General features: G+C 35.0%; 19 protein-coding genes. 3 read left to right on the top strand and 16 right to left on the bottom strand.

Features of this window, described 5'->3' with window-relative positions; translation table 11 throughout:
* Positions 1–28 precede the first annotated feature (28 nt).
* From ACODSB_RS07710 to ACODSB_RS07665, 10 genes are all read right to left on the bottom strand, one after another.
* On the bottom strand, positions 29–2,209 hold the full coding sequence (locus ACODSB_RS07710; RefSeq protein ID WP_488936605.1) for a GH92 family glycosyl hydrolase: 2,181 nt from the start codon (positions 2,207–2,209) through the stop codon (positions 29–31).
* Positions 2,210–2,241: 32 nt separating this feature from the next.
* Positions 2,242–3,672 (bottom strand): glycoside hydrolase family 125 protein, encoded by a 1,431-nt coding sequence (locus ACODSB_RS07705; protein WP_488936604.1) that lies wholly within the window; start codon positions 3,670–3,672, stop codon positions 2,242–2,244.
* 40 nt (positions 3,673–3,712) lie between these two features.
* Positions 3,713–6,013, bottom strand: coding sequence for a GH92 family glycosyl hydrolase (locus ACODSB_RS07700; RefSeq protein ID WP_488936603.1), 2,301 nt, complete (start codon positions 6,011–6,013; stop codon positions 3,713–3,715).
* Positions 6,014–6,016: 3 nt separating this feature from the next.
* Positions 6,017–7,825: a glycoside hydrolase family 2 protein gene (locus ACODSB_RS07695; RefSeq protein ID WP_488936602.1), complete on the bottom strand. Its 1,809-nt coding sequence runs from the start codon at positions 7,823–7,825 to the stop codon at positions 6,017–6,019.
* Between the two features lie 127 nt (positions 7,826–7,952).
* Positions 7,953–9,137, bottom strand: a complete 1,185-nt coding sequence (locus ACODSB_RS07690) for a glycoside hydrolase family 76 protein (protein WP_488936601.1) — start codon at positions 9,135–9,137, stop codon at positions 7,953–7,955.
* Positions 9,138–9,199: 62 nt separating this feature from the next.
* Positions 9,200–10,321, bottom strand: coding sequence for a SusE domain-containing protein (locus ACODSB_RS07685; protein ID WP_180857795.1), 1,122 nt, complete (start codon positions 10,319–10,321; stop codon positions 9,200–9,202).
* Positions 10,322–10,351: 30 nt separating this feature from the next.
* Positions 10,352–11,977, bottom strand: a complete 1,626-nt coding sequence (locus tag ACODSB_RS07680; protein WP_488936600.1) for a RagB/SusD family nutrient uptake outer membrane protein — start codon at positions 11,975–11,977, stop codon at positions 10,352–10,354.
* A gap of 11 nt (positions 11,978–11,988) precedes the next feature.
* Positions 11,989–15,057, bottom strand: a complete 3,069-nt coding sequence (locus ACODSB_RS07675) for a SusC/RagA family TonB-linked outer membrane protein (protein WP_488936599.1) — start codon at positions 15,055–15,057, stop codon at positions 11,989–11,991.
* Positions 15,058–15,574: 517 nt separating this feature from the next.
* Positions 15,575–16,600, bottom strand: coding sequence for a LacI family DNA-binding transcriptional regulator (locus tag ACODSB_RS07670; protein ID WP_488936598.1), 1,026 nt, complete (start codon positions 16,598–16,600; stop codon positions 15,575–15,577).
* Between the two features lie 161 nt (positions 16,601–16,761).
* Positions 16,762–17,706, bottom strand: coding sequence for an ROK family protein (locus ACODSB_RS07665; protein WP_488936597.1), 945 nt, complete (start codon positions 17,704–17,706; stop codon positions 16,762–16,764).
* A gap of 654 nt (positions 17,707–18,360) precedes the next feature.
* Between ACODSB_RS07665 and ACODSB_RS07660 the strand changes: the two genes are divergently transcribed.
* Complete coding sequence (locus ACODSB_RS07660; protein ID WP_488936596.1) at positions 18,361–18,777, top strand: DoxX family protein; 417 nt, start codon at positions 18,361–18,363, stop codon at positions 18,775–18,777.
* A gap of 78 nt (positions 18,778–18,855) precedes the next feature.
* On the opposite strand, the gene ACODSB_RS07655 is transcribed toward ACODSB_RS07660, so the two are convergent.
* Positions 18,856–19,299, bottom strand: coding sequence for a carboxymuconolactone decarboxylase family protein (locus ACODSB_RS07655; protein ID WP_180857800.1), 444 nt, complete (start codon positions 19,297–19,299; stop codon positions 18,856–18,858).
* Positions 19,300–19,443: 144 nt separating this feature from the next.
* Between ACODSB_RS07655 and ACODSB_RS07650 the strand changes: the two genes are divergently transcribed.
* The gene (locus ACODSB_RS07650) at positions 19,444–20,025 is read left to right on the top strand and encodes a Crp/Fnr family transcriptional regulator (protein ID WP_488936595.1); all 582 of its coding nucleotides are present in this window, start codon (positions 19,444–19,446) and stop codon (positions 20,023–20,025) included.
* Here ACODSB_RS07650 and ACODSB_RS07645 read toward each other — a convergent pair.
* The 4 genes from ACODSB_RS07645 to ACODSB_RS07630 form a co-directional block, all read right to left on the bottom strand.
* Positions 20,020–20,661 (bottom strand): FMN-dependent NADH-azoreductase, encoded by a 642-nt coding sequence (locus tag ACODSB_RS07645; RefSeq protein WP_488936594.1) that lies wholly within the window; start codon positions 20,659–20,661, stop codon positions 20,020–20,022. The two genes, ACODSB_RS07650 and ACODSB_RS07645, sit on opposite strands and share 6 nt — an antisense overlap.
* A gap of 92 nt (positions 20,662–20,753) precedes the next feature.
* A complete protein-coding gene (locus tag ACODSB_RS07640) occupies positions 20,754–21,188 on the bottom strand; it encodes a GNAT family N-acetyltransferase (RefSeq protein WP_488936593.1) in 435 nt (144 codons plus the stop codon).
* Between the two features lie 119 nt (positions 21,189–21,307).
* On the bottom strand, positions 21,308–22,780 hold the full coding sequence (locus ACODSB_RS07635; RefSeq protein WP_488936592.1) for an aminotransferase-like domain-containing protein: 1,473 nt from the start codon (positions 22,778–22,780) through the stop codon (positions 21,308–21,310).
* Positions 22,781–22,894: 114 nt separating this feature from the next.
* On the bottom strand, positions 22,895–23,305 hold the full coding sequence (locus tag ACODSB_RS07630) for a hypothetical protein (RefSeq protein ID WP_488936591.1): 411 nt from the start codon (positions 23,303–23,305) through the stop codon (positions 22,895–22,897).
* A gap of 483 nt (positions 23,306–23,788) precedes the next feature.
* On the opposite strand from ACODSB_RS07630, the gene ACODSB_RS07625 reads away from it, so the two are divergent.
* Complete coding sequence (locus ACODSB_RS07625; RefSeq protein ID WP_488936590.1) at positions 23,789–24,175, top strand: T9SS type A sorting domain-containing protein; 387 nt, start codon at positions 23,789–23,791, stop codon at positions 24,173–24,175.
* Between the two features lie 70 nt (positions 24,176–24,245).
* Here the strand turns inward: ACODSB_RS07625 and ACODSB_RS07620 are convergent, their stop codons facing one another.
* On the bottom strand, positions 24,246–24,437 hold the full coding sequence (locus tag ACODSB_RS07620; protein WP_053470442.1) for a hypothetical protein: 192 nt from the start codon (positions 24,435–24,437) through the stop codon (positions 24,246–24,248).
* Positions 24,438–25,107: the final 670 nt, after the last annotated feature.

Here is a 25,107-nt window from a genome sequence, read left to right as displayed (position 1 = left end):
GACGTTATCTCTTATTTATAAAATGCTGTTATTTTGTTGTAAGTTGTATTTCACCACCATTTTTAAACAAATCGTGAGAGATAAAATAGCCGTCTATTTTATATCCGTTTACTTTTATCGTTTCCAGATTTCTTTTTCCATTCGGATTTTTAATGGTTACTTTTTTGCCTGCCGGCGTTGTCCACGAAACTTCTTTAAAAATAGGAACAGTTACAATATATTCAGGATCGGCAGGAGATAACGGGTAAAGTCCCAGTGCTCCAAACACATACCACGAAGACATTTCGCCCGCATCATCCATACCGCTCATGGCCAGTTTTTCAGGGCCAATTCCGTACATTGTTTCTAATATTTCGTCTATTCGTTGCTGTGATTTTTCTGGCTTGTTTACAAAATAATAGGAAAATGGAGCTTCGTGATCCGGCTGATTTCCGTGACAATACTGTCCGATAAAACCAGAAATGTTCCAGGCGATATAATTTGGGTTCCAGGGTTTTGTAAACAATTCGTCGAGTTTTGCTTCAAAAGGTTTTGCGCCTCCGTAAAGCTTTACTAATCCCGGCATATCATGTGGCGTAAAAAAGGAAACCTGCCATGCATTTGCTTCTCTGTACATGTATTCATAATATGGAAACTCCGGATTAAATGGTGTAACCCATGAACCATCTGCCAGTTTTCCTCTCATAAAAGTAGTCGATTTATCGAATACGTTTGCATAATTTTTAGAACGTTTTACCAGATCATTGTAATGTTCTGTATCGTTTAGTTCTTTGGCTAATAAGGAAAGCGCGTGATCGTCGTAAGCATATTCTAACGTTTTTGTAACGCCGGCATTTGCTACGGTTTCTATCTTTGGATCTTTAATATCTTGTTCCGGCACATATCCTTTGGCAATATATTCTGCAATATGAGGTCTTATTCCGCCTTCTTTATAAGCGTTATTCAGCAATAATTCGTATGCTTTTTTAACATCGTAATTTCTGATTCCTCTCATGTACGAACCTGCAATAAAAGATGCGGCGTGATCTCCGTGAAAAAATGTTGGAATAAATCCTTTAATTTCTCCTTCGTTGATAATTGAACTGATTACATCGCTGGTAACTTCCGGAGAAAAAATACTTAATAAAACGAGTTTATTTCTGTAATCGTCCCATAATGAAGGAAGTGTGTAATAATGGTAATTTTCTTTTCTTACTTTTCCTGCTTCGTCGATAAATTGTCCGTTTACGTCGCTTCTTAAGGCAGGCCATAAAAAGGATCTGTACAACATGCTGTAAAACATTACATTTTGCTGCTCTGTTCCGCCTTTTACCTGAATTTTAGAAAGCAGGTTTTCCCATTGTGTGCTTCCTTCTTCAAAAATTTTGGTCAGGGTTTTATCTCCAACTTCAGCTTTTAAATTTTCTTTTGCATTTTCTACGCTCACAAATGATAAAGCTATTTTTACTGTTACGGGTTTTGTGTCACCGTCTTTAATGTTTACCAATGCATAACCGTTGCTTTTAGCGATATCTTTGATATCTACTTTATCAATTGGGCTGCTTAAAGTGGCGTAGAAATATATTTTTTCGCCTCCGGTTCTTTGAAAACCGTTTACGGCATTTGATCCTTCTTGTTTAATCTGCCAGTCGTCTACGTGATTATTGGCTCTTCCTAAATCAAAAAGTACTTTTCGTCCTTTGTTGTTTTTAAAAGTATATTCGTGAATACCACAGCGCAATGTTGAAGTTAATTTTACCTGTACATTATAGTCTTTTAAATAGACTTCATAATACGCAGGACTTCCTTTTTCCTGATCGTGGCTAAACGATGATTTGTATGGAAATGACGCTCCTTCTGAAACAGGCAAAAGCGGAATATGGCATAAATTCCAATGTCCTTTATTGGTATGTGTAAATCCTAAAATTTCGGTGTCTTCGTATTCATATCCTGCACCCGATCTGTATTTTGTCATTGGACTTAACTGAACCATTGCATTGGGAACTGATGAACCCGGAAAAACCAATCCTGCCCATACGCGCATATCTGCAGGCGGAGTGTAGCCAATTATTTTGGTATCTAATAAAGGTGCAGTTCCTATAAACGGATTTACCAAAGCTGTATATTTTCCTTTTGCAAGTCCGCCGCCCGGTTTTTGTGCCGCCGCATTATAGCCAAAAAATGATATGGAAAGGGCTGCAAGAACGATATTCTTGTTGAATTTTATCATTTTATATAAAATTAAAACGTTTTACAAATAAGTTATAGCTCCAGTAATTTTGGATTTTTTTGATACGTATCCCATAATAATTCACCAAATAAGGTATTTGTCCAGGCAAACCATGATCTGGTGAAATTTTTAGCGTCGTCTTTATGAAAAGATTCGTGCATAAAACCAGTATCTCCGTGTGATGCTTTTAACTTTTTGATACATTCTTTGATTTCATTTTGGTCTGATGTTGTGTAAGCTCTCATAACCAATGACATTGGCCAGATCATATCCATACCTACGTGCGGACCTCCTATTCCTTCGGCTACTTTTCCTTTAAAGAAAAACGGATTGTCTTCTGAAAGGACAAATTTTCTTGTGTTTTGATAAATTGGATCGTTTACATCAATGGCGTCTAAATACGGAAGGCTTAATAAACTTGGCACATTGGAATCATCCATCAATAAATGACCGCCAAAACCGTCTACTTCAAATGCAAAAATATCGCCGTATTTTGGGTGTTTTACAACTCCGTATTCTTTAATTGCTTTGTCTACTTCCTGAGCTAATGCTCTTAATTCCTGTGCAGTTGCTGTATCTTTTTTAATGGATTCCAACATTTCTGCAGCTTGTTTCATACTGGCTACAATAAAAAAGTTTGAAGGAATCAGAAAAGAAAAAACGGTTGCATCGTCACTTGGTCTAAATGCCGAACACACTAAACCAACTGGTTTCACCGGATATCCGTAACCTTTTAATGGTCTCGTATCTGTTGCAAATTGTGTAGTTCTTTGAAACGTGTATGGATTTTTTCCGTCTTTTTGCTGTTGCTCTTTAAATACTTTTAGTGTTGTTTTAATGGCTTTTACCCAATTTTCATCAAATGGTGATGTGTCTCCGGTATTTTTCCAATAATTATAAGCCAATCTAATTGGGTAGCAAAGTGAATCTATTTCATACTTTCTTTCGTGAACTCCGGGTTTCATATCAGTGTGATCTGTTGTCCACTCCCCTTTTTTGTTGGGATCGTTATAAAATGCATTCGCATACGGATCTTTCAGGATATATTCAGTTTGTCTGTTTATGACACCTGCAATCAGGTTTTTCAGTTTTGTATCTTTTCCTGCAAAAGCCATATAAGGCCATACTTGCGCAGAACTATCTCTAAGCCACATAGCATCTATATCTCCGGTAATTACATAGGTATCTGGCCTTCCGTTTTTTTGAGAAAATGTTACTGTGGTGTCAAGTGTATTTGGGAAACAGTTATTAAATAACCAGCCTAGTTCTTTGTCTTTTACATTCTTTTGAAATTCTGCGATTGTTTTTTCTATAAAATCACTTTCAAAATTCCTTTTACCTTTTGCAACCCTCACAATAGGGAAATCTTTGACCATTTTAGTTCCTGCAATAATTTCCATTGGATCGATAAGGGCTAAACTGCCAAATAATGCCGCGTTTTGGATAAATTTTCTTCTTTGCATTTGTTGTATATTTTAAAATTATAAAGGTCAAAACCTTTTATTATTCGTTTGTTAATGAGTATGGAACGTCTTCTTTACTGGTTCCTCTGTTTAAATTTGGCGATGTGGACATGTCAAAATCTAGTGTTGCCCCATTCATTAATTCAGAATGGCTTAACCAGTTTTTTGTGTATGATTTTCCATTGAATTTCATGTCTTTAATGTATCTGTTTTGATCGCTGTTTTCCGGTGCATTGATTTCTATTTTCTTTCCGTTCTCCAATTCAATAGTTACTTTTTTGAACAATGGCGCTCCAACAACATATTGATCTGAAGCGGGAGTAACGGGATAAAAACCTAAAGAAGAAAATACATACCAGGCCGAAGTTTGTCCGTTATCTTCGTCTCCGCAATAGCCATCTGGCGCTGCGTGGTACATTCTGTTCATGGTTTCTCTTACCCAATATTGTGCTTTCCAAGGTTCTGATGCATAATTGTACAGATAAATCATGTGCTGAATAGGCTGATTTCCATGTGCATATTGTCCCATATTTACAATCTGCATTTCTCGCATTTCATGAATTACTCCGCCTGTAAAATTTGACGTTGCAAAAACAGGAGGCGCAGAAAATACTTTGTCTAATTGTGAAACAAATACCTGATTTCCGCCCATTAAATTAATTAAACCTTGTACGTCGTGAAAAACAGACCATGAATAATGCCAGCTGTTTCCTTCTGTAAATCCGTTAAACCATTGAAAAGGATCAAAAGGCTCCATGAATTTTCCGTCGCTGTTTTTTGGATGCATTAAATTGTATTTTGGATCAAAAAGGTTTTTATAATTTAAACTTCTCTTTTTATACAAATCAATTTCTGACTGCGGTTTGTTCAGGGCTTTCGCCAATTGATAAATCGCAAAATCATCGTATGCATATTCTAATGTTCTGGCGGCACTTTCGTTTACAACATCCTGCGGTACATAACCTAAAGTATTATAAGAATCTACTCCTGCACGTCCAACTGCTCGCAGCGGTCCGGCATTATTAGCGCCATGAATTACGGCTTTGTATAAATTTTCGATGTCGTATTTATTTCCTTTTCCGCTTTTTAAATAAGCTTCAGATACGATTGATGCGGAGTTGTTTCCCACCATAATGTCTCGTAATCCGGGACTTGACCATTCCGGCAGCCATCCGCTTTCGTTGTATGCGTTTGAAAGTCCTTCCTGCATTTGTCCATTTAATTCTGGATACATTAAATTTAAGAAAGGATATAAGGCTCTAAAAGTATCCCAGAAACCGGTATCGACAAACATATAACCGGGCAAAACTTTTCCGTTGTAAGGGCTGTAATGCACTGGTTTTTTGTTTTTATCAAATTCGAAAAATTTTCTTGGAAAATGAAGCGATCTGTACAAACAAGAATAAAAAGTTCCCATTTGGTCTTGTGTTCCGCCTTCTACTTTTATTCGGCTTAATTCTTTGTTCCAGGTTTGTTTTCCTTTTTCTTTAAGTTCGTCAAAATCGTCTTTTCCAATTTCTTTCAGGTTTCGTTCTGCTTGTTCGTAACTTATAAATGACGAGGCTACCTGCGCGTTTACTTTTTCTCCGGCTTTTGTTTTAAAACCAATTACAGCTCCGGCATGATCGGCCTGCATTTCGAGTGCATTTCCTAAAATATCACCGTTGAATGTAGAATTCAGTTCAAAATCTTTATCAAAAATGATAACAAAATAGTTCTTGAAATTTAACGGAACTCCGCCGCTATTTTTAGTGGTGAAACCGATAATTTTTCTTTCTGACGGAATTATTTTTACATACGATCCTTTATCAAAAGCATCAATAATAACATACGATTTATCTGTTTCGGGAAATGTAAACCTAAATCTGGCTGCTCTTTCGGTTGGCGTGATTTCAGTTGTAACATTATGATCTGCCAAATAAACGCTGTAATAATACGGCGTTACGATTTCTGCTTTATGCGAAAACCAGCTTTGTCTTTCTTCTTCTTTAAATTTCAGTGCTCCGGTTACGGGCATTATCGAAAACTGACCGTAATCATTCATCCACGGCGAAGGCTGATGGGTTTGTTTGAAACCTTTTATTCTGCTTGATTTATAGGTATACGCCCATCCATCGCCCATTCCGGCAGTTTGTGGTGTCCAGAAATTCATTCCCCACGGCATTGCAATGGCAGGATACGTATTTCCGTTTGAAACTCCGTAATCAGAATCTGTTCCTATTAATGGATTTACCCAATCTACAGGAGGTTTAGATTCGCATACTGTTACATTTTGCGCATTGATTTGAGTAAAAACAAGTAACGCAAATAAGCTAAAAAGTTTATATCTGTCTTTTATCAAAACTTAATTATTAATAGCGTTAATGACTTCTTTGTTTATTTTGCTTACTTCAGAAAAATTCATTTTATCGACTTTACGATCGTAGGTCATGAAACCGTTTACTTCGCCTTCAACATCTGTTGTCTGGGTGTAAACTGCTGCCGAAAAACCAACTTTTGCTAATATTTTTAATTGTTCTGCGTATTCTCTGTATTTGGCTGTTGTTTCGTCATTATTTTTAAACTGAGTATATCCCCAGTTTTTATCTGTCTGCCATAAATGTCCGGTAACGGGAAGACCAATTCCGCCATATTCTCCTAAAACTGTAATTCTGCGTGCGTCATACAATTTCAAATTTGGTTCAGGATAATGGTGAATGTCTAACATATCTCCGGTTTGGAAATGGTTTCCGCCGCTTGATGAGTTTACTAATCTGCTTGAATCATGATTTTTTGTCCATTCTGTAATTTCAACGGTTTTAAATTGTCCCCACGCTTCGTTAAACGGAACCCAGACTACAATACTTGGATAAGAATACAAATGATCCATTATTTCTCGCCATTCTTTTTTATATGTTTCTTCAGATTGTGCTGTTCTTTTTAGTTCTGTTCCTTCAAAATATTTATGCATTTGCCAGATTGGGCCGTCATCACCGTTTGGCATATCCTGCCATACTAAAAATCCCATTCTGTCGCAATGTGTGTACCATCTTGCCGGTTCTACTTTTACGTGTTTGCGGATCATGTTAAAACCTAATTCTTTTGTTCTGACAAGATCGTATTTTAAAGCTTCGTCTGTTGGTGCGGTATATAATCCGTCAGGCCACCATCCCTGATCCAGAGGGCCAAACTGAAAACAGTCTTTGTTGTTCAGCTGGATTCTCACGATACCTTTATCATCTCTTTTTGAAGAAATTTTACGCATTGCAAAATAGCTTTTCACTTCGTCGGTTACTTTGCTTCCGCTGAATAGTTTTACTTTTATATCATATAAAAATGGAGAATCCGGTGACCATAATTTTGGGTTGTTCACTACAATATCTAGCGGCTGACCTGCAACTGCTTTTTCTGTGGCAATTGTTTTTGTTCCGTCTAATACTGTAATTTCAACAACATCGCCTGCTGAAGTTCCTTCTACTTCCGCATTGATATTGATGGTATTGCGGTCAATATCTGGTGTTGTTCTTAAATTGGTAATGTGTTTTTTGCTAACGGGTTCCAACCAAACGGTCTGCCAAATTCCGGTTACAGGCGTGTACCAGATACTTTCGGGATTTTTAACTTGTTTTCCTCTTGGCTGTGTTCCGTCGCTTGTTGGGTCCCAAACTTTTACAACCAGTTTTTGAGATTTTCCATTTAGGAATGGTGTTATATTAAAACTAAAAGGAACATATCCGCCGGTATGCGTTCCAATTTTTACGTTGTTAATCCAAACTTCTGTTTTCCAGTCTACGGCTCCAAAATGCAGTAAAATGTCTTTACTTTTCCAGTTGCTGTCTATTGTAAAATTAGTTTCGTACCATAATTCGTTTTCTGATCCTACCTTTTTCATTACGCCCGAAAGGCTTGATTCAACAGCAAAAGGAACGAGTATTTTTCCTTCGTAGCCTTTTGGCGCTGTTTGTCCTGCGGGTTGTATGGTGTAGTTCCATAAACCATTAAGGTTTTTCCATTGGTTCCTTTCCATTATCGGACGGGGATATTCAGGAAGCGGATTGTTTGGGTCTACCTGCTCTGCCCATTTTGTTTTGATTTTATCTCCTTGTGGTTTCCATTGTGCAAAGGATGCAAGGTTTACCAAAAGAAAACATATAATTGTGATTTTATTCTTCATTATAATATTTTATTTTTTTGAAATTGCAGAACTGCTTTTCTGTTAAATGGCTAAATAGTATAAAACCTGAAGGCTGTTTATTTCCTTCAGGTGTTACAAAAATTACTAACAAATACTAACTTACTAATTAATCAAAAAAGCCATCTTTATCCAGCTTGGCAGCTGCTTCTATTAACATTACACCGCTCAGCTGAGTCGTTAAATCAACGCTTCCTCCTGCTGATGGTGCTACTTTCCAGTTGTTTCCGGAAAGCATTGTAGGTCTTAAAATTCCTTTTTTATAGAATGTCTCTGCATTAAATTTCAGAAATGAGGCAAATTTTTCTGTATCTGTAGAGTTGATGGTTGACTGTTCTATAAGTTCTGTAAAATAGCGTACTAAAATACCTTTAAACAATCCTCCGTCGCCTTGTCCTTCGTCTCTCAAAAGTCCTTCTGAAAGTAATTTTGGATTGGTTAAAACATTTCTTCCGGATTTTACGGCATCGTCAAGATAAGTCTGCTCATTTGTGGCTTTGTACAATCTTAAACCTGCTCCAATCCATGTTCCCATGTTATAGGTAAAAACCCAGTCTTTGTTGGTTACAACTGCTCCGTTTACTTCTGAAATATTATCCCAAACTGCTCCCGAAACCGGATCAACTAAATTGCTTTTCTGCCATGCATAAATTTTCTTTGCCCAAACTAAATCATCCGGATCATTATCTATTTCATATAATCTTAGGGCAAGAATTACGGCCGGACCATTTGATACGGCATTCTTTTGTTTTGGTGTATCTTGTTTCCAGGTAATTCCTCCTCCAAAAACATCACTCCAGCTTAGTTTTATTCTTTCCCATAAAAAGTCTGCTACGTCTTTGTATTCCTGATCATTTGTTGCATTGTAAGCACGAACGCAGGCATTAGCAAGCCAAAGCATATCATCATTAAAAACATTATTGTAGGTATTATTTCCGTTTTTAATTTTGATTCCTTGTACCAAAGCTTTCATTTTGGTTTTATAATTGTCATTCCCGGTTCTTAAATAACCGTCTACCAAAACATCCAGAACGTGTGCATTTGGCCAATAATTGAATGTACTGTTTCCGGCATTGTTTTGTACAAATGTCCCGTTTGATCCCAGGTAATTATTGTAAGTTGAAAGCTGTAAAGAATCGGCTGTCTGAGCCCATGTATATTTAAATTCAGGGCCTGTTTGTCCGTTTGGGTCACGCAGCGGAATTGCTTCATCATCACAAGAGACAGACAATAACCCAAATCCTACTACGCAAAGCAATAAGACCGTATAACGTGTTGAAAATAATTTTTTCATGATATATTTCATTTGATAAAAACGTCTCTTAAAAACATCTTTTTAAGAGACGTTTGGGTTATTTATAGAATTGTGAAACTGTGTGTGTATGCTGGTGAAGCTGCACTGAAATTAATTTCTGCATTTACATTAGCATTGTCTACTGCTGAAGCAAATTTGAAACAGTTGTTCCAGAAATCACTTGTTACCGGAACCATGTACCAGAATGATGCTGCTGTATTTGCATCAGGTCTGTTGTTGTCCCCGTTTATACTTCCGTACCATTCTTCGGTTGTAGCAGCACCGTTTACCACTGTAAATTTGAATTTGTAACGCTCATCTCTACCCCAGGATTCTTGTTTGAAAGAAATGTGTTTGTTAGCTGCTTTCCAGATTCCGCCGCCTGCGTAAGTATATTCAAAAAGATATTGGCTAAGTGGAGGGAACCATAATTCGATTTTCTTAATCTCTGTCATCGTTGTTACTCCTGTACTAAAGTCAAGTACAATTTTATACACTTTTGCATCTCCAGTAACAGTGGTTTCACCATTTTCTTTTAATTTTCCGTTATCAACATAGTAAACTACCGGAGTACCATTTTTTGTTGTAATGAATTTGTAAGTACCTGCACTTAACTTCGTGTAAATTTCAAATTTTGTTGTTCCTACTTTTTTGAAAGCCTGAGCATTTGCAACTGTTGTTCCGTTTTCAGAACCTGTTCCTGTAATAAACAACTGATCTGGAGTTGGGAATCCGCTTGCTGTAAGTACTTCGAAAATACCAGATGCTGCTGATTTTTGAACATTAATTCCTTTAGACGAATGAACTGTCCATTTTAATTTCCCGACAGCTTCAGTTGGAATACCTGCTAATCCTGCAATTTTATTCAAATCTGAAAAAGAAAGCGTTAGTGTTTTTTGAAATCCGTTACCATCAGATGGCATTGTGTAAACTGGTTTAGAGAAATCTCCGTTTTCTTTATCAAAAACCACATCATAAAGTACAACTCCGTTGTCTTCTGCTTTAGCCGCTTCCCATTCAAAAACGGCAGAACTTTGTGCGTTAAGATCAAAGAACTTATTATTTGCTGGTGAATAAAGAGTATTTACTGCGCTTACATTGGTATGACTCATTTCGTCATTATCGCAGCTTACAAGAAATACTGTACACAGTATTAATACTAATTTTGAATATATATTTTTCATGTTTTTTATTTTAGGTTGTTAGTTAGTTTTTTACCAGTTTGGATTTTGAGATAAATTGGTGTTAATCAAACGTTCGTCTCTTGGTATTGGCCATAAATAATGTTTTCCGGGATCAAAAGTTCTTAAGTTCACTCTTAAGTAACCATTGTCTACAGATGACACACCAAATTTGGCTCCGTGTGCATATCCGTTTAAAACATTTTCGGCAATTTTCCATCTTCTGATATCAAAGATTCTTAAGCCTTCCATTCCAAATTCTGTACGACGCTCGTTTCTTATTACTTCTTTAAGTCCGGCTTGTCCTAATGTACCATTATAATTTAAAGCTGCTGCATCTGTAAAACCTGCACGAGATCGAATTGGTTTAATAGTCTGATCCCAAACTGTGCTGGTCATTTGGCTTAACTCATTTTTAGCTTCTGCATACATCAATAAAACATCTGCATATCTAAACAACATTAAATTTATTCCTGATTTTAAATCAGTTCCATGTTGTACATCGTAATATTTACGTGTAAAATAACCTGTTGGTGTTGAAGATGATCCTTGTGCAAATTCATCCGGATGCTCATTTGTTGGAGAAGATCCCGGTTTGATGTAAATAATGTGTGAACTTCCATCAGCTTCTTTCCAGTTGTATTGATCGTAAACTACTGTATAAGTAAGTCTTGGATCTCTGTTTACATAAGGATTATTTTCATTGTATCCTGAACCTGTTTCGTTGATTTTTTTTCCGTTAAGCATTAAATAACTGTCTACTAATTCCTGTGTTGGAGCAAGGGCATTTAATCTTGAACCTGCAGAAATTGGTGCCATATCAAAAAATTCACCCCACGTTCTGTCTATTGGTACATATTGTAAACTCAAAATATCTTCGCTGTTGTACTCATTTTGCTGTTGAAAAAGACCTTCATAAGAAGGGAACAAACTGTATGTTCCGTAAGTATTTGTTAAAAACGGCTCTAATGTCTGCACTACTTCCTGCCATTTTCCTTCGTATAAAAGTACTCTTGCTTTTAAGGCTACAGCAGCTCCCATTGTGATTTTTCCTCTGTCTGCAGTGGCAAGCTGTGTGTTTTTTGGCAATGCCGGAATGACAGCATTCAATTCATCTAATACAAACTGAATCACTTCTGCATGCGACGTTCTCGAAATTGTAGTTGCTTCTGTAAGAGACGGATCTTTTTGTAAAAGAGGAATATCTCCAAACCAGGTTGTTAATTGAAAATGCTGAAACGCTCTTATAAAACGAGCTTCTGCTTTCATTCTTGTAATTACTCCCGGATCTGCATTTGGTACTCTGTCAATATTTTCTAATAAAAGATTACAGGATTTAATTCCGCCGTATCTGTCGTTCCATTCTTCTTTTATTCTTCCTAAAGATGGATCGTAAAGTCCTGCTCCAATAGATGCTGCACCTGCATTATCACCTCTTCCGTTGTAGGCATTATCAGAAAGTGCTTCGTTATAAAAGAAATACTGGCTTTTTTGCATTTGCGAATAAGCTGTATTCAACATCAATTGTGCTTTTTCTACGCTTGTCCAGTAATTAGAATCTGTAAATCGATCTTCTGGTGCAAGATCAAGATCTTCGCAGCTTACCAGTAGTAAGAATACTAATGGTATGAATTTTATGTGTTTAAATATATTTTTCATTTTGATTTTTTTTAAAAACTGATATCAATACCCATTCCGTAATACACCTGCGTTGGATAAGCTCTTCCGCTGTTAGCTCCTGAAGTCGACATGCTGTTGTTGAATTCTGAAAGTTCAGGATCAACAAATTTTACTTTAGATAAGGTAAGCAGGTTTTGTCCTGAAATGTAAACACGGAATGCACTCATTCCTAAACTGCTTGCAACGTCATTTGATAATGAATATCCTATCTGTACATTTTTCAGCCTTGCATAGGCACCGTCATACAAATACATATCAGAACCTCTTCTGAAATTGTTTGTATTAGACTGTGTACCGTTGTTTGCCAGTCTTGGATATCTTGCATCAGGATTTTGCGGAGTCCAGTAATCTAATTGGTGTGTGTACATTGTCATACCATAATTGTAGTGAAATGGCTCTACAAGCTCACCTCTAATCATCATGGTTCTTTTTCCAACTCCTTGTATAAAAATGCTTAAATCAAAATTCTTGTAATCTATATTGTATGTAGCTCCGTATGTGTATCTTGGAAAAGGATTACCAAAGATAAATTTATCATTGTCATCGATTTTTCCGTCTTTGTTTAAATCTACATAACGATTGTCTCCTGGATGTACTGTAATTCCGGCCGGAACTGCTGCTCCCTGAATTTCTTCAACATTTTGGAAATAGCCGTCTCTTTTTAAACCAACGTATGAATTGAAAGGAAGTCCTTCACGAAGAATAACCTGAAGTTCCTCAACTCCTGTTAGTTTTTCTTGTCCGTTGTTGTAATCCAGAACTTTGTTTTTAGAGTCTCCAATATTTACAGTCAAACTTTGGTTTACTTGTTTTCCTTTATGTCTGTAAGTAGCGCTAAATTCCCATCCTCGGTTTCCTACTTTGGCAGCGTTAAAGTCTGGAAGTGATGTTCCGTAAACTCCTGGTACCTGCGGCGGAACAAGAATATCTGATGTTACTTTATCAAAGAAATCGAATGAAACGGATAATGCTCCTTTAAAGAAATCTGCATCAAGTCCGGCATTAAACGTTGCTGCTTTTTCCCATTGAAGATCAGCGTTTGCAAAGTTAAATCCTGCACCGCTTACAGGTTTGTTGTCAAATCCGTAACCGTTTTGGAAAGAAAAATACGTTGTTTGATATTGGTAATTGTTTACGTTTTGATTTCCTACAAGTCCATAAGAAGATCTCAATTTAATATTACCAACTTTATTGCTGTAGTTTTCCATGAAACCTTCTTTAGTTAAAGCATAACCAATTGTGGCAGATGGAAAGAATCCCCAGCGAATTTCTTTTCTAAATTTTGATGAACCATCATATCTAAAACTGAATTCAGCAAAATATTTATCGTTGTAATCGTAAGAAGCACGTCCGAAAAGAGAATTAAGGCTGTTTTTAGGAGAAGCCGGATTCTTGTTTGGGTCACTTCCGTTTGAGTTATAAGAATCCTGTCCAATAACAGTTTCACTCGTTGGCGTTCCTAAATCAGGATCTGTAAATTTCTTGTAAATACCAATTCGTCTTTCTGAATGATTTTCGTTTGAAACCCCAATTAAAGCAGCTACATTATGATTTCCAAACGCTTTGTTGTACTCTACCATAAACTGCGTATTCAGGTCAAGCGCTTTTGTAGTTTCATCTCTGGTATCACGATCTGCACCATAAACTCCCTGCGGAGAAAACTGCACTTTTTTCACTCGGCTGAACATACTTCCGTTCCATAAACGTCCTCCGAAAACTCCTTTAATTTTGAACGATTTTGTTAACTTAAGTTCAGCATTTAAAGCTCCGAAAAGATCATCATTATCGTATTTTCTAAAACCTCCCTGCTCTAAAATACCTAATGAGTTAAACTGTTGTAAAACGTCGTTTGTTAAGTAATTTCCATTTGCATCTTTTTGAGTATAATATAAAGGAACCCTGAAGGCATCAACCATTAAGGTACTTGTGTTTGATGAATGGTCATTAATTAATTGTTTTGAATAGGCCAAAGTAGACGTTAATTTAAATTTACCATACTCATTAGTAAGGTTCATTCTAAAATTATAACGTTCCATACCTTTCGTAGGCCCAACAAAGTTGCTTCCCTGATTTAAATATCCTAAGGAAACTAAATAAGTTGAGTTTTCACTTCCGCCTGAGATCGAAAGACTTTGGTTTAACTGCGCTGCCGGTTTTACAATTTCTTCTGCAAACCATTCTGTGTCGCCTTTTGCTTTTAAATCTGCAATTTGGGCAGCAGTAAATACGGCAGTTGTTTCACCAGAGTTAAATGCGGCTTCGTTTCTAAGCATTGCATTTTCATATCCGTGAACCGGTTTAGTAAAGAATTTTGGTGTATTAAATCCGGTTAAACTGTTGTACTGAATTGACATAGGTTTGCTTTTACTTCCTTTTTTGGTCGTAATTAAAACAACACCATTACTTGCTCTTGATCCGTAGATAGCCGCGCTACCCGCATCTTTTAATACTGATACACTTTCGATATCGGCAGGGTTCAGCGAATTAATATCGCCTCCTACTATACCGTCAATAACAATCAGCGGACTATTGTTCCCTAATGTACTAATACCACGAATGTTTAGGTTTATACCCGCACCCGGCTCAGAATTAGTCTGCTGAATAGTTAAACTAGGCGCTTTACCCTGTAAGGCCAATGTTGCATTTACATTTGGTCGCCCATTAAATGCATCTTTATTTACCTGATCAATGGCGCTGACCACTTTTCTCTTTTTCTGCGTTCCGTAACCTACTACTACAACTTCATCTAAAGCTGATACATCTAAGTCCATCTCTACATTTATAACACTTCTGTTATTTACTTTTACTTCTACTGGTTTGTAACCAATCATTGTAAAGCGCAAAGAACCAGTTCCGTTTTTTAATGATATAGTATAATGTCCGTCAAAATCTGCATTAACAGCATTTCTTGGATCACTTACATCACTAATTGAAACTCCCGGAAGAGACAAGTGATCTGAAAGAGAAGTAACAACTCCCGTAACTTGAGTTTTTTGGGTCTGGGCAGCAAGATTATTAAGGCCCCCACAAATGAGAATAATTGTGAGAAAAAAATGCATACAGAGCATCTTTTTCTTTCTGCAATTTGATTGTTTCATCATGTAAAAAATTTGGTTAGTTAGTTTTTATCGAATTAATCCCGAAGTTTAAAAAGGCTTCTCTCACCAGCCTGATTATTTAAAAAAAATCAACGTAGAAAAATCTTTGCGCATCGATTAAAAGTCCGGTAATTTTTAATCGTTAAATTTTATCTAGTTAGATTAACATATTAATTCTTTAACAAACATACTAAAACGTTTTAGTATAAAAAAATATTTTTTGTTAAATATAATTTTAATGTTAATTTTATAAGATATGTGTTTATTTCAGACTATTCATTGAGTATTATTCAATAAAAATCTACGAAAACGTTATAAACGAATAGTAAAAAGAAGAATCTTAAAATTTTCAAAAAATGGATATTTGCAGAAAATTAAAATTTAAGTAAGAAATGACATAAAAAAAATCTGACTATCAATTGAAGTATTGATAATCAGATTTATTAAGTGTTTTTTTAGGAAGATGTTTAGTAATTAACTACTTCTGTAATGACGATTCCCGAATTATTAATTCTGTTTTTAAAATCACTTTATGACTTGTTTCGGTTACATCTTTTTTCTTTAAAAGAGGCAGCATCACTTCCATTAATTTTGTACTTATTTCAACTAAAGGCTGGGAAACTGATGTAATGGCGGGATCGTAAATCTTGAACATATCATTATCATCAAAAGCAATAATCCCTAAATCCTTAATTAATCTTGGATTGTTTTCTTTCAAAACCTCAAGTCCGCTTTGTGCAAGATAATTGGTGGCAAAAAACATAGCGTCTAAATCAGCATGCTGGTCTATAAACTCCTTAATATACTCCTTCCCTTTTCCTTTGATAATTTCATTAAACGGAATTTGAAGTGTATTGGGTTTTAAACCGTTTTCTTGTGTTGCTCTTTCATATCCAACCAAACGTCCGTGCATCTGGCTTTGATCTGAAGCTGTAGTAACAAATCCGATATTTTTAAATTTATTCTGAATCAAATGCTGCGTTGCATCAAAAGAAGCCTGCTCATTATCAATAACCACACTATTACAATCTAATCCTTCAAAAAATCTGTCCAGTAAAATCACCGGAATATTGTCTTTTATTAAATTTTCGATTGTGTCTTTTATTCCCGGAGACGGTACAATAATGAATCCGTCAACCTGACGAAAATTGAATAATGTGATTAATTCATTTGATTTTTCATCATCATTTTCGTTACTGCAAAAAATAACTTTATATCCTTTTTCGTAAGCGATGTCTTCAAAAATTCGGGCCAGTTTTGAGAAGAAGTTATTCGAAATATCTTCGACCATAAAAACAAGCAGTTTCGACTTTCCTGTTCTAAGGCTTTGTGCAATTTGATTAGGTCTGTAATTTATAAGTTTTGCATAATCTAAAACCTTTTTTGTAAGCTCCTTAGAGATGTGCTTTTCTTTTGCTTTTCCATTTAGCACAAAAGATACAGTTGTAACAGATATTTTCAGCTCTTCTGCGATATTCCTAATAGAAACAGGTTTTTTTTTCATGTGTGAATTATTTTTACTTTAAAACCTATAATTTTTCGTCAAATATAGTAAAGTTTATTGTTTCCTAAATAGCAGAAACTTAAATTAGTGTGATACAAATACTTATAAAAAACAGAACTTTCAAAATACATTTTCAGACTTCTCAATTGCTTACTGCCAGATTAAAAAAGCGGAAGTTCTTCTTTTATTTTTTCCCAAAACGACTCATTAAAAAGATAACTCGAACCCAAAATACTCGTCTGCTCCGTATTATCAACAATGCTGACCGCTAATTTTATATTTCGGTTTTTTAGGTTTTCTTCAAAAGGAGCTAAAAACAAACGATGTGATTTTGCAATATTTCCTCCAATAACCAGTAATCCGGCATTAAAGTCAATAATATAAGGTGCTAAAAATTCGGCCAAATTAAAAGCAAAATTCCTGAAGATTTTTACTGCGTGTTCATTTTCAATATCTGCTATTTCCTTCACTCCGTCTGTTAGCTTTTCGCCTGTAATTTGTTCATATTGATTTAAAAACCATCTGGTTGAAAAACAATTGTCTGCAAGATCTCCATTATACTTTTTATCCCAAAGACAACCATTATCAGGCACATTATCGCCTTGTGTTATGGGCAGTTTATTATCTAAAAAAGCGGCCCCAAAACCTGTTCCTAAAGTTATAGCGATAACCTTTTTATTTTCTGGTTCCTGTTCTTGTTTCAAAACTCCTCCAACTCCAAAACAGCTGGCATCATTGAGAAATCTAAAACTTACATTTTGCGTTTTTAAATACTTTAAAAGTTCGTCCGGCACAGAAACATTATATAATGACTCATACTTATCATTTCCTTCAAACATCGCAATTCCCGTTTGATACTGAAAAGGGCCAGGCATAGAAAAAGCTATTCCTATTTTTTCATCAGCATTAAATCCCGGGGTATTGTGAACTACATTGATGGTATGATTAATTATTTCTGCCCATTTTTCTAAAATAACTTCTTTGGAAGCTTTGCTGTTTACCGCTCCGCTGAAATAAGTTCCGTCAATTATTGTAAAAACATTGCTTTGTATTGCTGCACTGCTTATATGACTTCCTCCAATATCTACTCCTATTATTATTGACATTTATTCATTATTTTTTAGTAGTTATTTTTAATACTAATTAGACTTGTTAACTAAAGTTTTTTTGTACTGATGTAAGGTTCAAACCTAAAAGGAAAGAATTACAAAATCCAATACTTTATTATCAAAAAGCAATACTATTTACCTCGTACATCGGAATTTTATCTCACAGCTATTCCGAAATATATACTTTGGGTTAAAACATTAAAAAGTGATTATACGCATTTTGTCACCGGACAGAAAAAACAACATACTCCACTCTCATTACACTAAAGCAGTAATATTTTAACTATAAAAACTAGTTATCATTAAACAAATAACATTATAACTAGTTTCTAAATAAATAAGTTAACAGTTGAGGCAAATATACTAAAACGTTTTAGTATACAAAACAATTCTTCTTTTATTTTACTTTTTGCGGCAATCATTACAAAAAAAATCTTTTGATCTATATATGAGCCTCCAAATTGACAGCAAACTGAAATGCATTCTCAGAAGTCAGACAAAGTTTAACACTGGACTACTTAACAAACCAAAACTGGTCCAAAATGCTCCCTTTGTGCCTTCTTAATTTTGATGTGCCAAAATAAAAAAGCATAAAAATTTCCTAACTATTTTAAAAATCAATAAATGAAAAATTCAAACGGAATACCATAATTGTTTCTTCGTATCGCATTAGGATTAGGTTTTATTTTACCAGTCATGGACAGAATTGGATTAATGGGACTGCCCGGCTCAGGAAAAGTAGCCTGGGGTGACTGGGATCATTTTATAGATTATACTAACACTCTTATTCCTTTTGCCAGCAGATCTGTTGCTAATATATTTGGACTTACGGATACTATTGCAGAGGTTATTATAGGAATCTGCCTCATTGCAGGACTTAAGATAAAACTGGCCGCTATTGGTGCAGCGCTTATAACAGCAACTTTTGCTGTATTTATGATTTTCGCATCAGGAATTGGTGCTCCGTTTCAATATCCGGTATTTGTTTTTACAGGAGGTGCATTATTGCTTTCAACATTAGATAATTTTAAATGGAGTCTTGATACTTATATAAATAAACCAAATTAATTAATGAGTTTTCAGTCGCAGTTTTCAGTCACAGTAAATACTGAAAACTGAAAACCGCGACTGCGAACTAATAAAAAACTATTTATCTAAAACCGGCTGTTGATGCGTTGTAATAGCGATTCTGTTCCAGGCATTTATGGTAATTATGGCCATAATTGTTTGAGAAAGCGTAACCTCATCCATGAGTTTAGCTATAGTATTATAAGTCTGTTCAGAAACGCCTTTGTTGATAAAAGTCATTTCTTCGGCAAGTGCTAATACTGCTTTTTCAAGCTCAGTAAAAAAAGAAGTTTCTCTCCATGCGTTTAAAGCATAAATCCTCTGTTCTGTCTCTCCCATTTTTCTGGCGTCTTTTGTATGCATATTGATACAAAACGCACAACCGTTAATCTGCGATACTCTAATTTTAATCAGCTCTTTTAATGAAGCATCCAGATTTGATTTTTCAAGATATTTTTCAAACCCAAACATTACTTCATAAGCCTGAGGCTGCACTTCACTAATAACTACTCTTTTACTCATTTTTTTATGTATTTAAATTATTAATGATGCAAAATTGGTTATAGCAGCGTTCTAAAAAATTAAAGTACTTTAAGAAATAAGTTTTAGACAAAAAATACCTTTGTCGAGGAAATATCTTAAGCCAAACAAATAACATTCAGCATTATGAATCCGCACGAATTACTATTCAATCATATTAAAAGATTTACAGCTTTAAGTCCAGATCAGGAACAGTTATTACTTTCGAAATTAAAATACCGCAAAGTAAACCGTAAAGATTTTTTGCTAAAAGAATATGAAGTCTGTTCGTGTTATTATTTTGTAACCAAAGGATGTCTGCGTTTTTATCGAAATACAGAGAATGGATTTGAGCAGATATTACAGTTCGCTATTCCAGGTTGGTGGCTAAGCGATTTCCAGAGTTTTGAAACTCAAAAGCCATCAGAATATTTTATACAAGCAGTTCAAAATACAGAAATGCTGATTCTGCAGCGATCCGATTATCAGGAATTGTTTAGTGAAGTTCCTGAACTGAATACTTATTTTAGATTAATGATGCAGAAAGCATATACTGCGTCCTTAAAGAAAATGGAACTCATTCTTTGTGAATCTGCAGAAGAAAGATATTTACAGTTTATAAACTCTTTTCCTGATTTTGTACAGATTGTTCCACAATATATGCTTGCATCATTTTTAGGTTTTACACCGCAGTTTATGAGTATGCTGCGGGCAAAAAAAGAATTATGACAAATGTCTTTTTATAAGCGTTTTTATTCTTGCATTTGAATTGTTTTTTGCCAATTCAAATGCTTCTGTACCAAAAGCTTCACCGTCAACACTTACTTCCTGAATATCGGTTATGCCAATGATATTAAATACCGTTCTCAAATAATCCGACTGGAAGTTCATGTGCTCATTATAACCTCCTTTTTCATATCCCTGCGCACCTCTTGAAAGAAGCAGAAACAAAGATTTATTTTTTAATAGTCCGATGTATGGATTACGCTGGTCTTCATGATTGACTTCCCAAGTTTCATTTACCCTTAAAACCTGATCTATATAGGCTTTTAATGAACTCGGAACAGACCAGTTGTACATTGGCGAACCTAAAACAATAACATCAGCATCTTTCAATTCCTTTATAAGTTCTGCACTGAATTTTAGTGTTTCAATTTCTTCAGGCGTTCTTGCAGATTCGTGCTTGAAGGCTCCAGCGATCCATTTTTCGTTTACATGCGGAATATTACTTTTGCCTAAATCCCTGAATTGTATAATTGATTCCGGTTTATGCTCTTTGTAATATTCAATAAAAACATCCGTAAGCCTTCTGCTGTGGGATCTTTCCTCACGCGGGCTTGCGTTAATTACTAGTATTTTTTTCATATGATAATTTTAATACAAATCTAGCCTTGTGGGCCATTTTAAAAGTTAATCTAGTTGAAGAAGCGACTAAACATTTCTTCGATTTAATTTGATTATTCTTTCATCATTTTGGCAAAGTGGTGGCATGCCAAAAAGTATCCTTTACTTAGATAAAGTCTGTGAGCGGGATGCAGCGCGAAACCGCTGTCTAAGTGTACAGATTTTATGCCTCTTTGCACCGCAAGCAGATCTACATAATCTAAAAGTTTTCCAGCATAACCGCGTCCACGATATTCAGGAAGTGTAAAAAGATCATCAATATAAATCATCTTTCCAGTTCTTAGCATATTTATAACTCTAAAACCTACAAAGGCTGCGGCTTTAGTTCCGTCGTCTGATGGAATGCAGGCCAATTCAAAACCTCCGCTGGTAATCATTTCAGTAACCTGCTCTACCACATTTTCTGATTCTAAATTGGTTCTAAATTCTAAAATTGCCTCTTTAGCAAATTCTATTTCTGCTGTTGTCTGAACATTTAGTATATCCATAATTTCATTTTATTTATTAATGACACAAAATTAGATGCCATAGAAACGCCTTACAGAGACCAGATTATAATAATAAGCTAGTCCAAGACGAAAATAAAACAGAATTATAAAATTTAGAATTACAGGCTTTGAGCAACTGTTTTGATAATATGAACTGCTTCGGTAAGTTCCTGCTCATTTAAGGAAGCAAAACCAAACCTGAAAGCATTAAAATGCGCATCTTTTCCAATACAATAGGTACTGCCTTTTATGGTAAGACCTTTGAGATCGGCCTTTTTAATAATTTTTGATAAATCATATTGAGGTTTTACTCTCAGCCATAAAGCCATTCCGCCTGTGGGTTTTGTAAAATCAATCATATCGCCCATTTCTGAACTTACCAAATCAGATAGAAAATCACATCTTTGCGAATAAAGCTTATTTGTTTTTTGAATATGTCGCGCCAAATCGCCATTTGCAATCATTCCCGAAATCGTTTCTTCCATTATAAAATCACCTCTCAAATCAATAAGAGTTCTTAATCTTGCAGCAGCCTGTAAAAAATCAGAAGTTGCAATCATATAACCCAGACGAAAAGGTGAGCCCAGAACTTTGGTAAGCGAACCTATATAAATTATTCTGCCGCCATGATCTCCGCTGGCTAAAGGCAGATAAGGATCATATTTAAACTGAAAGTCATAATCGTAATCATCTTCAATAACCGCAAAGTTATAAGCGGTAATAAGCTTCATCAAATGATTCCTTCTTTCCACACTCATCGTAACCGTTGTTGGATGATGGTGATGCGGAATGATGTAAAGCATTTTTATGACATTTTTTTTCAGAATATCTTCCAGTTTTTCTGTACACATTCCGTCTCCGTCCATTGGCACACGGATAAGTTCGGCACCCAGTTTCTCAAAAAGCGCCTCTGCTATAAAATAAGTCGGTTCGCTGACTACAACTTTGTCACCGGGTTTTATAATAAGCGATGCTGCGATATAAATAGCCATTTGAGCCCCGCGTGTTGTAAATAAGTTCTCTTCTCCCATATCAATTCCGCGCGTCTGATTAAGAAACGAACGCAGTGAAGTCTTGAAATTTGAAGAACCGCCGTCTAAATTTACTCCTGAGCGTTTGCTTAATGCAGAAGATTCTAAAGTCTTCTTAAACTGCCTTGATATTGCCTGAACAGGAAGCAGCGAAATATCCGGAAAACCGTCATTAATCTCTAAGCGATGGTTATTTAAGGAACGAGATAAAGGCATTACAAGTTCAAAATGATCAAAATCAAAAGTTCCTGCTTCTGCAAATGGGCTTACTCTTTTACTGTTGTAAGATCTCGGCCTAACCATTGGCAGATCTGGCGATACTGTGTAGCTTTTTCGGGGTAAATTATCAATCCAGTTTTCAGACACAAGGGTTTCGTAAGCCGCCACAATCGTTTTTCTGTGAAGCTGCAAATCAAAAGCAAGCGTTCTGGTACTTGGAAGTACAGCGCCGGGAGGAAGTTTTCCTTCCTGAATTAAGGAAATAAGCTGTAATGAAATCTGTCTGTAAACCGGCAGACTGTCTTTTTTATCAATAATTATCAGGTTTTTATAAGGAAGCATAGGAAAGTTTTGAAGTCTGTTTATTACTCAATTACAGCCATTCAAATATAACAAAACTGGACTACTAATGAAACATTTTCTGGTCTATGATTCAAATTTTAATGACATCCTATTTTATTCTGTTTTGGGGAATTTTGCAGCCATAACTTTCGGGATAACCACTACAAAATCAAATCCATTTATAATTCTTGACAGCGTAACATCACTTACTATTATTTCTTTATTTTCTAATGCATTTCTTAAAGGCAGCATATCAACACAATACCATTGATTACCTTCAACAGCACTAAATATTGGTTTTAAAACTTTTGAATTATTACTGTTTTCATTTATGGGTTGTTCTGGAAATCCTTTAAATGGTGAACCCTGCGCTCCTGATTTACCAACAACTAAAATGTGTAACGAATTTTTAAATTGGCTATCAGCAATATTACTAACTAAACTACCTATGTCATAAATTTTCAAATAGCTTTCACCTTTTAGTAAATGTCCGGTCACAGGAAGTGCAGCGGAACCTGCTGACACTTATTTAGTTGAGAATCGATTAAATATTAATACCGAAATTATACTAAATCAGGGAAGCTTTTTAGGAAGACCCAGTAAAATGAAAATAATAGTAAAAGGAACTAATGTTGAAGAAAGTGAAATTTATGTGGAAGGCGATGTTTGCAAAATAGCAGTTGGAGAATTGTTTCAATTTGAGATATAATTTACTGAACCTGAGGATCAACTGATCAGATTTTAAATCTTAGAAAAGTCAACAATAGGATATTTTCTTATTTATTGCATCTTTAAAAAAAATTAATAAACTGATAATCAGCCGATTTTTTTTTAAGATATACAAAAAGAACATTGAAGGGTTGCATTTTTAACACATATTTTAGCAAAAACACTAAAACATCTGTAATTCAGCAATTTACACAATAAAAAATAAGTTTTTTTTGAATAAAACTGAATTTCTTTTCTAATTTTGCGCCACAATAATCTTTGACAATCAAGCAATTAAAAATGACAAAATTTAGTAAAACAGTTTTAACTGATACCTTATTACTATCATCACTTTACACTTATGCTGATGAAGAAAAAGGAGACTACATTTTGATGATCGATACCGGAAACGGAAAAGTGGAAAGCTTTATTCTAGATGGTGCTGAAAACGCATCTTTTACTATATGTGATGAAAATCACAATTTAATTTACTCCGGAGAACCTGAAATAAACAAGTTTGAAATATCAAAAACAATTAGTTTACAAGGTTATCCATCCGGAATTTATTTCTTAGAGATAATAGAAAATGGAAAAGTTACAAAACATCAGATTAAAGCTACAGCTAAAAAAGAGAAAACACTACAATTAGACGAAAGTCTATATCAAATTCCTGCTTTTAGCCTATAAATTCCCTTTTTTGTCCCAACAAAATCTTCTAAACAGCTTTCTGAGCTGTTTTTTTGTTTTTGTACAATTCTTAATTACTCCTTTCGGCTTTGCTGATCATTTCTAAAACAATATCAATAACTAAAAGGGCTTTTAGTCTGGTTCCGCAGCTCAGATAAATCCAAGTTCCTAAAGATTCATCTGCTGTAAACATGCAGGTAATTTGCGAAATATTAACGGTGTACTGGGTTAAATCATCGGTTCTGAATTGGATTGTTTTCATTTGTAGATAATGTTTAGAAACATTAAAGTTATCTGATGTAATTCGTTTATCTTCAAAATTTCAATTATAATATTATTATAATTGTTTCAACGAATTATTAATAACTACGAGGAAAAAACTTATCAGTGCAGGTTATTAACACCTTAATTATGAAGGAAATGTAAATTTATTTCTACTTGTAGGATTTAGATTCATTTTATAGTATTTAAAATAGTATTAAATAAAAAAAGCAACCCGAAGGCTGCTTTAATTTTGGTTATGATAATACTGTCAATAATTGATTTTATGGGGATGCAATAGCACAAAATCAGTTGTTAATACATTAATAAATATGTAAACTTTTTTAGGACAAGACACTCTATCACCACCTACAGGTTCAAAATAAAGTGCTCCTTTTTGTACTTATACATATAATTTTTATGGAATTAAATTTAAGCCGTTTAAATTAGGAGTATTATATAAATCATCAATAAAGTTTTCAGGTTCTATTGATATATCAACATTATACACTGTATAAGTTTTAAGAGGAGTTCCTAAACTTATCCCACTAAAAACAGAATACAATTCAAAAGAGTATGTTTTACCAACCTCTATCTCTTTGTGATTATCTTTAAATTTGGATGTGCTAACTTAGCATGGAGTTCTAGTTAAGAACTAAATCTTAACTTTA

The organism is Flavobacterium sp. FG68 (assembly GCF_057808895.1).
The sequence above is the reverse complement of the archived record's forward strand: the minus strand, read 5'-3'. Positions and strand labels throughout refer to the sequence as shown.

What these genes read in the sequence shown, in the direction of transcription:
- ACODSB_RS07635 (WP_488936592.1), bottom strand. Translation starts at nt 22,780, where the DNA reads ATGCTTCCTTATAAAAACCTGATAATTATTGATAAAAAAGACAGTCTG.
- ACODSB_RS07675 (WP_488936599.1), bottom strand. Translation starts at nt 15,057, where the DNA reads ATGCATTTTTTTCTCACAATTATTCTCATTTGTGGGGGCCTTAATAAT.
- ACODSB_RS07645 (WP_488936594.1), bottom strand. Translation starts at nt 20,661, where the DNA reads ATGAAAAAAATACTAGTAATTAACGCAAGCCCGCGTGAGGAAAGATCC.
- ACODSB_RS07685 (WP_180857795.1), bottom strand. Translation starts at nt 10,321, where the DNA reads ATGAAAAATATATATTCAAAATTAGTATTAATACTGTGTACAGTATTT.
- ACODSB_RS07690 (WP_488936601.1), bottom strand. Translation starts at nt 9,137, where the DNA reads ATGAAAAAATTATTTTCAACACGTTATACGGTCTTATTGCTTTGCGTA.
- ACODSB_RS07710 (WP_488936605.1), bottom strand. Translation starts at nt 2,209, where the DNA reads ATGATAAAATTCAACAAGAATATCGTTCTTGCAGCCCTTTCCATATCA.
- ACODSB_RS07680 (WP_488936600.1), bottom strand. Translation starts at nt 11,977, where the DNA reads ATGAAAAATATATTTAAACACATAAAATTCATACCATTAGTATTCTTA.
- ACODSB_RS07705 (WP_488936604.1), bottom strand. Translation starts at nt 3,672, where the DNA reads ATGCAAAGAAGAAAATTTATCCAAAACGCGGCATTATTTGGCAGTTTA.
- ACODSB_RS07665 (WP_488936597.1), bottom strand. Translation starts at nt 17,706, where the DNA reads ATGTCAATAATAATAGGAGTAGATATTGGAGGAAGTCATATAAGCAGT.
- ACODSB_RS07620 (WP_053470442.1), bottom strand. Translation starts at nt 24,437, where the DNA reads ATGAAAACAATCCAATTCAGAACCGATGATTTAACCCAGTACACCGTT.
- ACODSB_RS07625 (WP_488936590.1), top strand. Translation starts at nt 23,789, where the DNA reads ATGACAAAATTTAGTAAAACAGTTTTAACTGATACCTTATTACTATCA.
- ACODSB_RS07695 (WP_488936602.1), bottom strand. Translation starts at nt 7,825, where the DNA reads ATGAAGAATAAAATCACAATTATATGTTTTCTTTTGGTAAACCTTGCA.
- ACODSB_RS07655 (WP_180857800.1), bottom strand. Translation starts at nt 19,299, where the DNA reads ATGAGTAAAAGAGTAGTTATTAGTGAAGTGCAGCCTCAGGCTTATGAA.
- ACODSB_RS07670 (WP_488936598.1), bottom strand. Translation starts at nt 16,600, where the DNA reads ATGAAAAAAAAACCTGTTTCTATTAGGAATATCGCAGAAGAGCTGAAA.
- ACODSB_RS07650 (WP_488936595.1), top strand. Translation starts at nt 19,444, where the DNA reads ATGAATCCGCACGAATTACTATTCAATCATATTAAAAGATTTACAGCT.
- ACODSB_RS07640 (WP_488936593.1), bottom strand. Translation starts at nt 21,188, where the DNA reads ATGGATATACTAAATGTTCAGACAACAGCAGAAATAGAATTTGCTAAA.